A 14,743-nucleotide genomic window follows, 5' to 3' on the forward strand; every position below is an offset into this window, starting at 1 on the left:
ACTTATGAGCGATTTCTTTTTCATTTTAATATTATTTTTTATCGTGTTATTTTCTTGCCTTAGAAAAGTAGAGATGATGATATTAACGGAAAAAGTAGACAGCTTGCAAGGCCGAGATTAATATATACATATATCTGAGGATTAGGAGGATTTAACATTAAACCTTTAAACTTTGAACTGGATGCGATGTTCGGAACTCATATGATTTTACAGAGAAATACGGAAGTTCCTATTTGGGGTACAGGTGAGGAAGGCGCAGTTATAACCGTAGAGTGCGGTGGGTTGCAAGCGGAGGCTGTTGTTGAGGCTGGCAAATGGAAAGCGCTTTTATCTCCAATGAATAGTGTTGAACCATGCGAAATAATCATTCGTTCAGAACAAGGCGAGCTGCTGCTCAGCGATGTACTGTTCGGTGATGTATGGCTGGCAGGCGGGCAATCTAATATGGAATATAAGCTGGCTCAATCAGCGGAGGGAGAAGAAGAAATTCCAGCAGCGCAATATTCATTCATTCGTTATTATGAAGTCCCGAAGTGTGAATGGGAGAATGGGGCCGAGCAAAAGGGAGAATGGAAGGTTTGCACACCTGAGGATGCACCCATGTTTTCAGCTGTTGCGTATCATTTTGCCAAAGATGTACATAAGGAAATTAATGTGCCAATCGGGATTATTGGCTGCAACTGGGGTGGTACGTCGGCTTCCTGCTGGGTGAAGGAAGAGGCGCTGATAGAGGACGAGGAGCTTCGAGTATACATAGATGAATTTCAGGAGCAGCTTAAGGATTTTTCTTGGGATCAATTTAAGATCGATAGAAAACGTTATGATGATTTAATTGCTGAGTATGCAAAATTAGAATCACAAGGCGTTAGCCGTGAGGAAATTAATTATCCATGGCCTCCTCCGATGAGCCCGCATAGCTTTTTACGGCCAAACGGACTATATCATACGATGCTTGAGAAGACAGCACCATATGCGCTAAAAGGTTTTCTTTATTATCAAGGCGAGTCAGATGGGAATAAGCCGCTTCTCTACAACAAGCTGCTTACTAAGCTGATTTGCAATTGGCGGGAATTATGGTCAAACGAGCAATTGCCGTTTCTGTTCGTCCAACTCCCAGCTTTCGGCTGTGATGGTAATCCAGAAGGCGAGGATTGGGCACTGCTAAGAGAATCACAGCAGCTAGTAAGCAATCATGTATCTGGAGCAACTATGGCTGTTGCTTTGGATTGCGGTGAGGAGGATGATATTCATCCTCGCCATAAGAGACAAATTGGACAACGGCTTGCGCGGCTTGCGCTAGAACATGTGTATGAACGGCCTATAGCAAGCTCGGGCCCTACATTTAACGGAGTGACATTTGAAGAAAATATAGCTGTAGTTTCATTTGACTTCCTCGAGCTTGATGATAGATCAGAGGGCGAAGCTCAGGAGATTACTGGATTTGATTTAGCTGCTGCGGATGGACCATATGTGAAGGCCGAGGCCAGGGTCCGAAATGGGAAAGTAGAGGTATGGTCCGATCAGGTAATAAATCCATGCAAAATTCGATATGGATGGGCCAACTTTACGACAGCTAATTTACACAACCGATTCGGGCTTCCTGCAGTTCCGTTCCGCTCAGATTGTGTAAGAGGATAAGCACGGTTGGAGTCAAATAAATAAGCCGCAAGGGGTGAGCCCTTGCGGCTTATTGGCATTAACTATTTTCTAATAGGGCAAGTCAATTGTAACTTCACGCTTGCTCTCAGCCGAACGAAGCACGCCGTCGATAATAGCTTGGTTATATAAGATTTCAGCGCCCGGAATAGGTGCCGGAAGATTATTCTGAATGGCGACGACGAAATCCTTCACCTTCTCGTCAAATAAATTCAAGCCGTGCGAAATGACTGGAATGGTGGATTCAATATGCTGATTCACAACGTCATGATAGAGCGTCATGCTGCCTACGCTGCCATCCCATACGCCGCTCCACGGACCTGATCCAGCTGGTGTTACTTTAAGCCCGCCGTCCGTACCAAGAAACATCGTTGCGCCAAGCGTATCCATATGCATTGCCCAGCTTATTTTATAATTAAGTACGATATCGCCTTCTAATCTAATCATAGCTACTCCAAAGTCCTCGACCTCAAAGCCAGCCGCTTCATTATGGTATTTCGAATTGGTTCCGAAATGATTGGATGTATAAGCAGATACAGTTAAAGGCTTCGGATAGCCAAGAGCATGCAGCGCCATATCTAGTGAATAGCAGCCGATATCAGCCATAGCGCCTGCGCCAGCTAGATCCTTGCGGATGAAAGTGCCTCCCGGCATTCCGCGCCGTCTTCCACCGCCTGTCTCCACGAAATAGACATTGCCAAGCTTTCCCGATTGAACGATGTCTTTAATCAAGGACATATTTGGGTCATATCTGGGTTGAAAGCCTACGGTTAACATTTTCCCGCTCAGCTCAGCGGCTTCCACCATTTCGATGGATTGCTGCAGCGTAACGGACATCGGTTTCTCAACCAGCACATGCTTGCCTGCGTTCAGAGCATTTATCGAGGTTTCATGATGGGCAAAGTTCGGCGTACATATGCTTACACCATCTAGATCCATCTCAAGCAGCTTCTTGTGATCCTCGAACGCAACTGCACCCAGCAGCTGCTCCTGCTCAATAAAGGCTTGTGCTCTTCCTTCCATGCTGTCTGCTACTGCAACGATCTCAACATTAAGAAGCTTTTTATAAGCAGAAGCATGCGATCTTGCAATACCGCCGCTACCAATAATACCAATACGAATAATTCTAGACATTCCATCTGCCCCTTTTCATTAACATGTATCTACTTTAGCATAGGATTTTCATGCTTAACATCGCGATAAAAGGACATGTTTACTATAAAATAGTGACATAGCCAATTTAAATAGGGGTTTAGCGAAATGTCAGAGACCATACAATTGCCGATATACAGTGGGCGTCATGCCTTCATGCTCCATAAATCGCTTATTGAAATAGCTGACACTAGGATAACCGGCATCTGCGGCAATTTGTCCGATATTGACATCCTTGCGCTCCAGCAGCCATTGCTTGGCTATCTGAAGCCTGCTGCGCGTAATAAAGTCCATCGGCGTCATTTCCATTACACTGCGGAATAATTTACAGAAATAAGTTGGACTGACACCAGCCTGTTCGGCCCAGTGCTCCAAATTAAAAGGCTGCGCGGCCTCAAGCTGCATAATGGGAAGCAGCTCTAATATACGTTTGCCTGAAGAGTTTGATTTATTAATAGACAGCGGAATGGCTTGCTCGACGAAGACTGCCAGAATGGCATAGGTAAGGGCGGATAAGGCAGTAGGATGCAGCATGCGATGAGTTTCGGCTTCGACGAGAAGCTCCTCATGCGCCTTCTCCCATGCAGCCATATTCCTTATAGTCCAAAGCTGGCTTTTGTGAAAGCCTCTTTCAATCATATAATCCTGCAGGCCGTTGCCATAGAAATGCACCCAGCGTATATCCCAAGGGTCATCGGCATCACTGTAGTAATGCTGCCGCTGCAATGGGAAATAGAGTACAGCTTCCCCTGCTTCAAGACAATGGACCTTTCCGTCCCATTCCACATATCCTTTGCCAGAAACCACATAGTGAATATTGAAATTATTTAATGCTCCAGCCTTTCTAAGCGTATAGTGCTCGGGGTGATCCCAATAGTTGCCTACCGATTCGGGAAAACAAAAGAAAGGATTGTGGGGTAATGTGAGCAGATGGCTTTGTCGCTCCAAGTCGATCACCTCAATGACAATATTGTTTTAGTGTATAACAAAATAATATCATTTTAATTTTAATTCTATCAACTTATAATCACAATATAGTCATAAATAAATGTTGAGGTGATGATGTAATGACAGTAAAAAAACTAAAGTGGGGCATTCTTGGCTGTGCAGGAATTGCTAAACGTGCGGTTATTCCCGGTCTTCATCTTTCAAATATAAATGAAGCAGCAGCTATAGCGAGCCGCAACGAGGATAATGCGAAGAGGACAGCTGAAGAGCTGAATATTCCTACTGCCTATGGCAGCTATGAGGCATTGCTTGCGGACGATTCCATTGATGTCGTATACATTCCGCTCCCAAACCATTTACATAGGGAATGGACGATAAGAGCTGCAGAGGCGGGCAAGCATATTTTGTGCGAGAAGCCTCTTGCGCTTACGGAGAAAGAAGCGGCGGAGATGGCAGATGCATGTGCCAAGGCCGGCGTGCTGCTCTCCGAAGCCTTCATGTATAGATACCATCCACGCTATGAAACGATGAAGGAAATTATTGCATCTGGAGAAATAGGGGACATTCGCGGCATTCGCAGCGCGTTCACATTCAATAGTGCGGGCAGTAAGGGGAATGTTAGATTCCGTAAAGACTGGGGCGGCGGATCACTTTATGATGTCGGCTGTTATCCGATTAATGCGGCGCGCCTGCTGCTAGGCAAAGAGCCCGAAGCAGTGACCGTACAAGCATTATTCTCACCTGAGCATGGCGATGTTGATATGATGGCCTCGGGACTGCTTGAATTTGAAGGAGGTGCCTCGCTTACATTCGATTGCGGCATGTGGGCTGCATTCCGCAATCCGTTGGAAGTGGTTGGTACGGAGGGCATAATCGAAGTCCCTTCCGCATATTTAACGAATGAGCAAGGAAGCGGTAATTTCTTCGTGAGCGCAAATGGCAAACGCCGTGAGATTGAAGTGCCGCATGTCAATGCCTACACGCTGCAAGCCGATCACCTTGCACGCGCTATTATTGACGGATCGCCACTCCAATTCGGACCGGACGATGCAATGAACAATATGAAGGTACTGGATGCTTGTCTGCTATCGGCACATGAGCGTGCAAGAATAACACTATAATATTGAAGGAGGATTTTACAATGGAACATATTCATATTAAAGGCTGTCCAAAACCAGTATCGCGCCTAATGAAGGGCTCGGATTATTTCTTCCATGATACCTATGAGAAAGCGGCTACAAATTTAGATGCATTTCTGTCCATTGGCGGAAATTCAATCGATACGGCTCATATTTATTGCGGCGGACAAAGCGAGGAAGTAATCGGGCGATATATGAAGGAGCGGGATAACCGCGAGCAAATGGTTATTTTGACGAAATGCGCGCATCACGACCATAACGGCCCGCGTGTAAATAAAGAGGCTATTAGAGCTGATTTAACGGACAGTCTCGCAAGACTGCAAACCGATTATATTGATTTGTATGCTCTGCATCGCGATGATCCTGCTGTTCCAGCTGGCGATGTCATTGATATTCTTAATGAGCATATCCAATCGGGTGCAATAAGAGCGATCGGTGTATCCAATTGGACGTGGCAGCGTATCGAAGAAGCGAATAAATATGCTGCTGCGAATGGGCTGGTCGGATTCTCATTCAACAGTCCGAATCTTAGCTTAGCGAAAGCGAACGAGCCGTTCTGGGCTGGCTGCGTATCGGCTGATCAAGAAACTTGTGCTTGGCATGAGGAGCAGCAATTCCCGTTATTATCCTGGTCCTCCCAGGCGAGAGGCTTCTTCACAGGAAGATTCTCACCGGAAATTCGTGATAATGCGGACTTGGTGCGTGTGTTCTATAGTGATGATAACTGGGAGAGATTGGAGAGAGCTAAGCAGCTTGCAGAGCAGAAAAACGTGAGTGCTATTCAAATCGCTCTCGCGTACGTGCTGAATCAGCCGTTCCCTACTTGTGCGCTGATTGGGGCACAATCTGCAGAGGAGCTGCATTCATGCGATGCTGGTTCGCTCATTCAATTGACCAAGGAAGAGATGGCATGGCTCGACCTCGAAGCAGCTAATATGCCTCTGAATAAGTAAGCTGGAATACGAATAAGGAAAAAGAAAGCCCGAAAAGGACAATATTTGTCCAATCGGGCTTTTTTTGATGGAAGGACCTATAAATTTTAATAATTTGCGGAATATAAATAAAGAAAATGAGGAAGCTAAGTTGTTGTTTACTTGACCCAACTAAATAACTTATGTATCATTACTTACATAAAGTAACTTAATATTTGTAAAGTATGCTTTGTGTTTACGAAATACGGTTTTAATTATTGTTTTACACCAAGGGGGAGCTGTATGAGCAAGATGGAAGATGCTAATCAAGATGTTGGCTTTGAGTTTGGACTATATACGTTAGGCGATTTGAGCGCTGATCCCGTAACGGGCCATAGCATAACCGCTAGCAAACGTTTAAAGGAAATCATAGCAGCAGCAAAGCTCGCCGATGAAGCTGGTCTGGATTTATTTGGAGTTGGCGAGCATCACCGCTTGGATTTTGCTGTTTCCTCACCGCCTGTTGTTTTGGCTGCTATTGCTGGAGTAACGAAGCGGATTAGACTTGTGAGTGCTACGACCGTGTTAGGAACAGCAGATCCCGTTAAAGTATTTGAGGATTTCGCCACATTGGATTTATTATCCGCAGGAAGAGCAGAAATTATTGCAGGACGAGGAGCTTATTTGGAGTCCTTCCCACTGTTTGGATATAAATTGGAAGATTATAAGGAATTATTTTATGAGAAAATCAATCTGCTGCTGGCATTGAACCAACATGAGCGTATAACGTGGAATGGCAAGCTTCGCTCGGCTTTGTCGAATGCAGAAATTGCGCCGCGGCCTGAACAAAAGCAGCTGCCGATATGGGTTGGCGTCGGCGGAACGACGGCAAGCGCGGAGTTGGCTGGGACACTAGGAACGGGGATGACGCTTGCTATTCTAGGAGGCGATCCTGCCAGATTTAAGACGCTTGTCGAACATTATCGTGCGGCAGGGGTTGAAGCTGGATATAAGCAAGAACATCTGAAAGTTGCCATTACAAGCCATGGTTTTATTGGAAAAACGGCAGAGCAGGCAAGAGACGAGTTTTATCCTTATTACGCTAATTACGATATGCAGTTCATGGGCGGACAAACGCGAGGAAAGCTGTTGACAAGGGATCAATTCCAGCAGTTAACAGATCCTGTGAACGCTTTGGCTGTAGGAAGCCCGGAGCAGCTTATCGAGAAAATCCTTGCTCAGCATGAGCTATTTGGCCATCAACGTTATATGCTTCAGTTTGACATCGGGGGAATTCCTTTCTCCAAAATCGCCTCTTCCATCGAGCTGTTTGCGACGAAGGTTGCGCCGGCAGTCAGGAAAGAGTTGAATAAAAAAGCTAAATAGCATTAGTCTAGTTAATATGCTACTTAAGAGACTGTCTCAGGTCATTGACCTAGTAGACAGTCTTTTTTGCGGAGCTGCATTCGTTAAATGGTTGATTCGCAACATGAAGCATCCAAGAGATGGTACAATGGATTAAAAAATATGATAAAGGGAGAGGCGCATGGAAGCTTCTAGACTGAATGAATTAAGAATTGAAATTGATAAGCTTGATAATGAAATATTAATACTGCTAGCGAAGCGATTCGAGCTAACTGAAAAGGTAGGCGTGTATAAGGCGGAGAATAAGCTGAATGCTCAGGATAAAAGCCGTGAGCTTAAGCAATTCGAGAAAATTATTCAGCTTTCGAATAAGCATGGCATGAATTCCGATTATGGTACTGCTATTTACAGATGCATAATGGACCTTGTCATTTCGCGGCATAAAGAGCTGGAAGAGACGATACAGAAATCGAACGTATAAGCTAACAAACTCTTTTTTGGATAGCAGCCGAACCAATTTTGCCTGAAGGGATGATACTCATGATTGTATACGAGAAGGAAGACGCATTTATTCTAATCGCACAGCATGACCATGCTCGCGTTTCCGGTGATCTTGTTTCAGCATGGCGCAATGAGATGTTCTTGAGTGAAGATCGAAGGGAAGATTTGAATTATGCGGCTTATGAGCATGATAGCAGCTGGATTCAGCTAGATCGAATTCCGCTTTGGAATGATGCTGCCCAAAGTCCATTTTCATTCCGTGATTTTCCGGGAAATATTCGGTTTGTTTTTTATACAAAAGGGCTGGACAAGGTTGAGGAAACAAATGCATATGCTGCATTGTTAGGCAGTATTTTGTACACAACACTAGCTGAAAAATTCAGAAATGAAGATACAATCGATTTCGTTGAGCATGAATTTTCAAGACAGAGCGCTATTATCGAACGATTAAATGTAAATGTTAAGCTGCTTCAGATGCATGTGAAGGCACTTTTATTATGCGATGAGCTATCATTATTCGTATGCATGGAGCAGCCTGGAACACCTAGGCGTGAATATGAATGGTTCGCTAACGGTTTCTCGTACTGGTTCGGTGAATCGGAGCAGGCTACCTTGATTGCGGACTGGAAGGATGACAGAACGATACTGTTGGATCCATTTCCATTCCAGAAAGAGGTCGAAACAAAGCTTCCTTACAAAGAAGTGAGTAAGTCAGATGCTGAGCAGTATGGCATTTCCGAAGCCTATCAGCGAGCGCACACTCGTGAATATACACTGAAATTCGTTGCCGGCTAGTGGAACATAGAGAAAACAAAAGGAGCTGTCCCCAAAGCGGTGTTATCTGCTTTGAGAACAGCTCTTTCTGATCAGCCTTAATCGTATGAGCTCATATTTGCCGCTTTTCGTGAGAATAGAGCTAAATTCTAGCTCTATTTCGCTCGAAGTAACCGGAGTTTGTGGAATAGAGCTAGTTTCTAGCTCTATTCGGTCCAGCCTTCGTCGTATGAGCTCATATCCGCCGCTTTTCGTGAGAATAGAGCTAAATTCTAGCTCTATTTAGCCCGAAGTAACCTAAGTTTGTGGAATAGAGCTAGTTTCTAGCTCTATTCGGTTCAGCCTTCGTCATATGAGCTCGTAGCCGCCGCTTTTCCTTATGAATAGCGAAACGGACTAGAGTTTATTCACAGCTACGACCTATGGACGTGTTTTGAACAAGGTGGCGATTGATCCGCCTTCTTTAATAATTGTAATTGCATTTCCAAGCAATGGCGACATGGGAAGCACGATGAATTTGTCAGAATGCTGTTGATTCTGAGCAATCGTGTCTGTAATGACAACCTCACGAATGTTGGGGTGAGTCAGCTTTTCGATCGCATTCTCAGAGAATAAGCCATGTGTAGCGCATATGTATGCATCATGAGCACCTTTCTTCTTAAGGGCTTCTACTACATTCACAATGGTGCTGCCCGTATCGATTAAATCCTCGATAATAATCGGGGTCATGCCATTAACATCGCCAATGATATGCGTAATCTCGGATTGATTGTGAGCGGGACGATTTTTGATCATAATCGCAAATGGACAATTTAATCTTCCAGCCAGCTTCTCAGCTGTAGTTGCACGACCGGCATCAGGTGAGACGACAACAGGGTTGGTAATATTTTTGCTCTTCAAATAATCGATAATCATATCGAGCGCTGTTAAATGGTCGACTGGAATATCGAAGAAGCCCTGTATCGGATCAGCATGCAAATCTACAGTGATAATACGATTAGCGCCGACAGTCGTTAGCACATCGGCAACAAGCTTTGCCGAGATCGGCTCACGCGGCGCTGATTTACGTTCTTGGCGGGCGTATCCATAGTAAGGCATCACAATATTAATCGTTTTGGCTGAGGCGCGTTTCGCCGCATCAATCATAACGAGCAGCTCGATCAAATGCTCATTCACCGGGTGAGAGAGAGATTGGACAATAAACACGTCGTAGGTACGAATCGATTCTTGGTAGGACACATGAATTTCTCCGCTTTGATGACGGGAAATAGCGATTTTGCCAAGTGGCAATTCTAGTTCTTTACATAGTTGTTCCGCAAGCATGTTGTTCGAGGAACCGGAAAATACTTTAATCTTTTGCATGTTATCCTCCTTAAAGGTTTGCGAAGCAAACCTACTTCGTAAGCATGGGCTAAGGTTTGCGAAGCAAACCTACTTCGTAAGCATAGGCTAAGGTTTGCGAAGCAAACCTACTTCGTAAGCATGGGCTAAGGTTTGCGAAGCAAACCTACTTCGTAAGCATAGGCTAAGGTTTGCGAAGCAAACCTACTTCGTAAGCATGGTCTAAGGTTTGCGAAGCATATCTGCCTCGTAAGCATTATTAACACAATCATAACAAAATGATCATAAGAGAACAAACGATTAGAAATATTGTTCTATTGGATGTGAAAAAGTGATAAAGTATGAAAATGAAATCTTATATAAAAAAAGGAGATATTAGCTTGCCCAATCTTAGCAGAATACAATCTATAAAGGCATATCAATCAACCGGATTGCAGCGAATTTGGTTAATTATTTTATTAGGATCGCTCTCCGCCTTCGGTCCATTATCGCTTGATATGTATTTGCCGGCACTGCCTAAGCTTGCAGTAGATTTAAATACAAGCTCTTCACTCGTGCAATTGAGCTTAACAGCCTGTATGATCGGATTGTCCTTCGGACAATTGTTTGCCGGCACGTGGAGTGATATCCGAGGCAGACGCTTTCCTTTACTCATTTTTATTGCTATATACGGCTTATCCTCGGTACTGTGTGCTTTTGCTCCGTCAATTGGCGTTCTTATCGCGCTGCGTTTCATTCAAGGTTTCTCCGGTTCAGCAGGTATTGTTATTTCGAGGGCTGTTGTTCGGGATATGTATTCAGGCCCTGATCTTACCAAATTTTTTGCTATGCTTATGCTCGTGAATGGAGCAGCGCCTATTTTTGCTCCGATAGCGGGTGGGCAGCTGTTAAAATTTACGTCATGGGAAGGCGTTTTTATCGTATTGGCCTTATGGGGAGTGCTTATTTTTCTAGCTGTATTATTTGGATTGCCGGAAACACTAGCACCTGAGAAGCGCATGACGGGCGGTTTGCGTCAGACATTATCTACATTCGCCATTCTGCTTCGCGATCGTACATTCATGGGTTACGCGCTTGCACAGGGACTTGTAATGGCTGCAATGTTCGCTTATATCGCAGGCTCTCCTTTCGTTCTGCAAAATTTGTACGGGGTTACTCCGCAGAGTTTCAGCTTGCTGTTTGCCATCAATGGTCTTGGGATCATTATTTTCAGTCAAACTGCCGGACGGCTAGCGTCAAAAGTAGGAGAGAAAAAGCTGTTTGTTGTTGGATTAGCGTTAGCGTCTACAGGGGGCACCTTGCTGCTTATTATGATTATGCTTAAAGCCGCATTAATAGCTATTCTTATCCCACTATTCTTTGTTGTATCCAGTGTAGGCATCATTAGCGCGACAGGCTTTTCTTTGGCGATGCAAGCGCATGGTCATGCCGCTGGGAGCGCGTCTGCGCTGCTTGGTTTAATGTCATTCACGTTTGGCGGTATAATGGCCCCATTGGTCGGACTCGGAGGAAGCGCGAATGCACTGCCAATGGGTATTTGGATCGTAATTGCCGAGCTTGGTGCCGTGTTGTGTTATATATTCATGATTCGAAAAAAAACAGTTAAAAAATAAGATGCTTCTCGTATTCTAATCTCTTAAACAGAGGAGACATTCGGGCAATTGTCCGAATGTCTCTTTTTTGCATGTAGTACCATTTTCCAAACCAGAAAAAAAGGTTGACTCACGAGGCTTCTTAATGCTTTTATTATATAGACCGATCGTTATAATTATGAGGTGAATTCATGTCAGAAAAACAAAATGCTCGCACTATAATATTGGACACGGCAGCAAAGCTTTTTTTCACCCAAGGTTATCATGCTACCGGTTTAAACCAGATTATTAAAGAGAGCAAATGTCCGAAAGGCTCCTTGTATTATTATTTCCCTAATGGCAAGGAAGAACTAGCTCTTGCTTGCATTGATTGTACCAAAGAGCTGGTCATCCATAAATGGAAGGCGAAATTTTCTGCATGCGAAGAGCCCGCTGAAGCAGTTCAAGCTTTTACGTATGAATTGGCTGAAGATGCCGAGAAGTTTAATTTTCAAGGCTTTATGCCATTCAGCTTCTGGATGGCGGTCGAGACGTCTCTAATCAGTGAAAAGCTGAGAGAAGCAGGACAAGGTGTTTTTTCTTCATGGCAAGCCGTTATATTTGATCGTTTGCGAGAAACCGGTATGGAGGATAACCGAGCGAGAGAGGTGGCAAGCGTTATTGTTTCCTTGCTAGAGGGAGCGCTTATACTGGCTCAAACAAATAGGGACAAGCAGCCGCTGTTAACCGCCGCAAGATGTATTCCATACTTAATAAATCAATGTCCTTGTCTATAGATAGGACATGAGAATCACATTTTAGAGACAGCAGGAGAGTGGGAATTTTGCAAGCAGCAATGCAAGGAGCAGAAGTAGAAGCACAGAAGAAATTTAAAGTGTTGCCTATTATGATTTCATTATTGATTGCCGGTTTTATTGGTATGTTCAGCGAAACGGCTTTGAATGTGGCGTTAAGTGATTTGATTCAAATATTTAACATTTCGGAAGCGACTGTTCAATGGTTGACCACGGGTTACTTGTTGACACTCGGTATTTTGGTTCCGATCTCTGGTCTTCTGCTGCAGTGGTTTACAACGAGGCAATTGTTTATTGCGGCGCTTAGTTTCTCGATAATAGGTACACTTGTTGCAGCATTGGCGCCTGGATTTGAGATGCTGATGGCAGCGCGCGTCATTCAAGCTATCGGGACAGCTTTACTGCTGCCGCTTATGTTTAATACGATTCTAATTATTTTCCCTGCAGAGAAGCGGGGAGCAGCAATGGGCATTATCGGACTTGTAATTATGGTAGCGCCGGCTGTAGGCCCAACGATTGCGGGGCTTCTCATTGAGAATTTGAGCTGGCATTGGATTTTCTGGCTGTCATTTCCTTTCCTTGTTATTGCCCTTTTGTTTGGAATTGCTTTCATGCAAAATGTAACGACAATTACAAAACCGAAAATTGATGTATTTTCAATTGTTATGTCGACAATAGGTTTTGGCGGCATCGTGTTCGCATTCAGCAGCGCGGGCGAAAGCGATACGGGCTGGGGCAGCTCTAAAGTCATCATTTCGATGATTGTTGGCGTGTTGGCTCTTGTTATCTTCGCTGTACGTCAATTGACAATGAAGCAGCCAATAATGAATCTTCGTGCTTTTAAATTTCCAATGTTTGTAGTGGGCACATCAATGGTGTTCATATGTATGATGGTCATTTTATCTTCCATGCTTGTTCTTCCTATGTTCCTAATTCGGGGACTAGGCTTGTCTGCACTGACAGCTGGTTTAATGATGCTTCCAGGCGGATTGATTAATGGCATTATGTCCCCAATTATGGGAGGATTATTTGATAAATATGGTCCGAAATGGCTTGTTATTCCTGGTCTTGTGATCGTTGCTGCCGTGCTCTGGTTCTTCTCAGGCGTAACGACAGCATCAACACTTACACTTATTATCGTTTTGCATTCATGTTTGATGATTGGTATTTCTATGGTGTGGATGCCAGCACAAACGAATGGATTGAATCAGCTTCCTAGAGAGCTGTATCCGGATGGAACAGCGATTATGAATACACTTCAGCAAGTGGCAGGCGCAATTGGTACAGCAGTTGCTGTCAGTGTAATGACTGCGGGTATCAGCAGCTATATGAAGGGTGTTGCGGATCCTACCGATCCAGCTAACGGTCCGCTTGCGATGACATCTGGCATTCAGAACGCTTTTGTGTTCGCTACGATCGTCGCTATTGCAGGCTTGATATTGGCATTCTTTATTAAAAGAGTGAAGGTCGAAAAACATTAAATTAATGTTACAATAGGAGAAAACGTCGAGAGGGCAAGCGGGCTCGCTAAGTAGCGAGCTTCCGAGGAACAACAAATGGACGAAACGGAGCAGTTCAATACAAAACAATGTGTAAACTGTAAAGAAATTAAGCCTCTAGCTTTTTTCTTACGCCGTTCTGGCAGGCGATCTGGATCGGGAGCGCGCCGCGGAACCTGCAGAGAATGCCGTAAAGCGAAGAAGCAAGCAGCTGCGAATAACACTCCGGTGCTTGTTCCTTCCCAGAAGACGAGGCTAACCAATCCCCAAGCACAGACGCATAGGACTGAGGCAATAAAGCCAGTAATGCTATCATCTTTGCCTAAAGCTGTGGTTCCTGTCGAAATAGCGCAGCTTAGAACGAATAGGCGAGGCATGATCTGGATGCGCGGACGAACGGACAAGGGTAAGCGATGGCATCAGGAGATAGAGCTGGATCTTGCTGTAACGCTCGTTAAGGAGCACGCTGCGGTAATTGTAAACCGGCATACGATTCGTCGGCTCTACAGCAACAAAGAATTTCGAAGATTTATTTTGGAACGAGATGGCCATATCTGTTATTTTTGCGGAAAATTCGGCGATACGATCGACCATAAGCTCCCGCGAGCGAGAGGCGGACATACGACTCCTGACAATTGTGTTTGTGCCTGTAATGATTGTAATCAATCCAAAGCGGATCAGGATATCGATACATTTATGAAAAATGATGAGCTTTCCTTCTAGAGCTAAAGTAGCATTCATTCACAACAGGTTATAATAAATAACGCTGACGGACCTTTCCAGTTACTAGCTGGTTAGGTCCTTTTTTTATGGGCAAGGAGTTACCACACATTAGAGGGAGGGCTAGTTTCAAGAAATGACGTTATTGCGAGAAAGAGCCATGATTTTGCGCCATTAGCATCGTTTACTGAAACTAAACGCTCTAAAGCCAGTAGCAGCACGTTCAGCAGAACTAACTAATTAAGGATCAAGCCTCTCACAGCCCGCTAAATATCAGCTAATGAAACTAAATAATGACTGGGAACTGAATGTTTGTCCGTCCGACCTCTTAATAACGAATTTAATAATTTG

The 14,743-nt window shown here is 44.4% G+C and carries 13 protein-coding genes; 10 read left to right on the top strand and 3 right to left on the bottom strand.

Translation table 11 applies throughout. The features are described from left to right. Positions 1 to 201 precede the first annotated feature (201 nt). Positions 202 to 1,638 carry a sialate O-acetylesterase gene (locus CEF13_RS09185; protein ID WP_166742810.1) on the top strand — a complete coding sequence of 479 codons (1,437 nt, stop codon included), beginning with the start codon at positions 202 to 204 and terminating at the stop codon, positions 1,636 to 1,638. Between the two features lie 69 nt (positions 1,639 to 1,707). Here CEF13_RS09185 and CEF13_RS09190 read toward each other — a convergent pair whose 3' ends face one another. Both CEF13_RS09190 and CEF13_RS09195 read right to left on the bottom strand, forming a co-directional pair. Continuing rightward, positions 1,708 to 2,790 (bottom strand): Gfo/Idh/MocA family protein, encoded by a 1,083-nt coding sequence (locus CEF13_RS09190; protein ID WP_102710409.1) that lies wholly within the window; start codon positions 2,788 to 2,790, stop codon positions 1,708 to 1,710. A gap of 129 nt (positions 2,791 to 2,919) precedes the next feature. Beyond that, positions 2,920 to 3,756 carry an AraC family transcriptional regulator gene (locus CEF13_RS09195; RefSeq protein ID WP_102710410.1) on the bottom strand — a complete coding sequence of 279 codons (837 nt, stop codon included), beginning with the start codon at positions 3,754 to 3,756 and terminating at the stop codon, positions 2,920 to 2,922. A gap of 119 nt (positions 3,757 to 3,875) precedes the next feature. Between CEF13_RS09195 and CEF13_RS09200 the strand changes: the two genes are divergently transcribed. From CEF13_RS09200 to CEF13_RS09220, 5 genes are all read left to right on the top strand, one after another. Beyond that, complete coding sequence (locus CEF13_RS09200) at positions 3,876 to 4,877, top strand: Gfo/Idh/MocA family protein (RefSeq protein WP_102710411.1); 1,002 nt, start codon at positions 3,876 to 3,878, stop codon at positions 4,875 to 4,877. Between the two features lie 20 nt (positions 4,878 to 4,897). Beyond that, a complete protein-coding gene (locus CEF13_RS09205; RefSeq protein ID WP_102710412.1) occupies positions 4,898 to 5,848 on the top strand; it encodes an aldo/keto reductase in 951 nt (316 codons plus the stop codon). 270 nt (positions 5,849 to 6,118) lie between these two features. Further along, on the top strand, positions 6,119 to 7,192 hold the full coding sequence (locus CEF13_RS09210) for an LLM class flavin-dependent oxidoreductase (protein ID WP_102716298.1): 1,074 nt from the start codon (positions 6,119 to 6,121) through the stop codon (positions 7,190 to 7,192). 160 nt (positions 7,193 to 7,352) lie between these two features. After that, the gene (locus tag CEF13_RS09215; protein WP_102710413.1) at positions 7,353 to 7,652 is read left to right on the top strand and encodes a chorismate mutase; all 300 of its coding nucleotides are present in this window, start codon (positions 7,353 to 7,355) and stop codon (positions 7,650 to 7,652) included. 59 nt (positions 7,653 to 7,711) lie between these two features. Continuing rightward, positions 7,712 to 8,467 carry a DUF3891 family protein gene (locus CEF13_RS09220; protein WP_166742811.1) on the top strand — a complete coding sequence of 252 codons (756 nt, stop codon included), beginning with the start codon at positions 7,712 to 7,714 and terminating at the stop codon, positions 8,465 to 8,467. Positions 8,468 to 8,866: 399 nt separating this feature from the next. Here the strand turns inward: CEF13_RS09220 and CEF13_RS09225 are convergent, their stop codons facing one another. Then, a complete protein-coding gene (locus tag CEF13_RS09225; RefSeq protein ID WP_102710415.1) occupies positions 8,867 to 9,808 on the bottom strand; it encodes a ribose-phosphate diphosphokinase in 942 nt (313 codons plus the stop codon). Between the two features lie 359 nt (positions 9,809 to 10,167). Between CEF13_RS09225 and CEF13_RS09230 the strand changes: the two genes are divergently transcribed. The 4 genes from CEF13_RS09230 (at position 10,168) to CEF13_RS09245 (ending at position 14,395) form a co-directional block, all read left to right on the top strand. Beyond that, positions 10,168 to 11,400, top strand: coding sequence for a multidrug effflux MFS transporter (locus CEF13_RS09230; RefSeq protein ID WP_244917063.1), 1,233 nt, complete (start codon positions 10,168 to 10,170; stop codon positions 11,398 to 11,400). 170 nt (positions 11,401 to 11,570) lie between these two features. After that, positions 11,571 to 12,155, top strand: a complete 585-nt coding sequence (locus tag CEF13_RS09235; RefSeq protein ID WP_102710416.1) for a TetR/AcrR family transcriptional regulator — start codon at positions 11,571 to 11,573, stop codon at positions 12,153 to 12,155. A gap of 59 nt (positions 12,156 to 12,214) precedes the next feature. Next, entirely contained in the window at positions 12,215 to 13,654 is a 1,440-nt protein-coding gene (locus CEF13_RS09240) for a DHA2 family efflux MFS transporter permease subunit (protein ID WP_102716300.1), read from the top strand. Between the two features lie 75 nt (positions 13,655 to 13,729). Then, positions 13,730 to 14,395 (top strand): HNH endonuclease, encoded by a 666-nt coding sequence (locus tag CEF13_RS09245; RefSeq protein WP_102710417.1) that lies wholly within the window; start codon positions 13,730 to 13,732, stop codon positions 14,393 to 14,395. The last annotated feature ends 348 nt before the right edge of the window (positions 14,396 to 14,743 follow it).

The sequence above is a fragment of the Paenibacillus castaneae genome (assembly GCF_002884445.1).
GTDB classification, from domain to species: Bacteria; Bacillota; Bacilli; order Paenibacillales; family Paenibacillaceae; genus Pristimantibacillus; species Pristimantibacillus castaneae.

Bases quoted from the DNA above. Each gene is read 5' to 3' on its own strand.
- CEF13_RS09185 (WP_166742810.1), top strand. From the start codon at position 202: ATGATTTTACAGAGAAATACGGAAGTTCCTATTTGGGGTACAGGTGAG.
- CEF13_RS09190 (WP_102710409.1), bottom strand. From the start codon at position 2,790: ATGTCTAGAATTATTCGTATTGGTATTATTGGTAGCGGCGGTATTGCA.
- CEF13_RS09200 (WP_102710411.1), top strand. From the start codon at position 3,876: ATGACAGTAAAAAAACTAAAGTGGGGCATTCTTGGCTGTGCAGGAATT.
- CEF13_RS09205 (WP_102710412.1), top strand. From the start codon at position 4,898: ATGGAACATATTCATATTAAAGGCTGTCCAAAACCAGTATCGCGCCTA.
- CEF13_RS09210 (WP_102716298.1), top strand. From the start codon at position 6,119: ATGGAAGATGCTAATCAAGATGTTGGCTTTGAGTTTGGACTATATACG.
- CEF13_RS09215 (WP_102710413.1), top strand. From the start codon at position 7,353: ATGGAAGCTTCTAGACTGAATGAATTAAGAATTGAAATTGATAAGCTT.
- CEF13_RS09220 (WP_166742811.1), top strand. From the start codon at position 7,712: ATGATTGTATACGAGAAGGAAGACGCATTTATTCTAATCGCACAGCAT.
- CEF13_RS09225 (WP_102710415.1), bottom strand. From the start codon at position 9,808: ATGCAAAAGATTAAAGTATTTTCCGGTTCCTCGAACAACATGCTTGCG.
- CEF13_RS09235 (WP_102710416.1), top strand. From the start codon at position 11,571: ATGTCAGAAAAACAAAATGCTCGCACTATAATATTGGACACGGCAGCA.
- CEF13_RS09240 (WP_102716300.1), top strand. From the start codon at position 12,215: ATGCAAGGAGCAGAAGTAGAAGCACAGAAGAAATTTAAAGTGTTGCCT.
- CEF13_RS09245 (WP_102710417.1), top strand. From the start codon at position 13,730: ATGGACGAAACGGAGCAGTTCAATACAAAACAATGTGTAAACTGTAAA.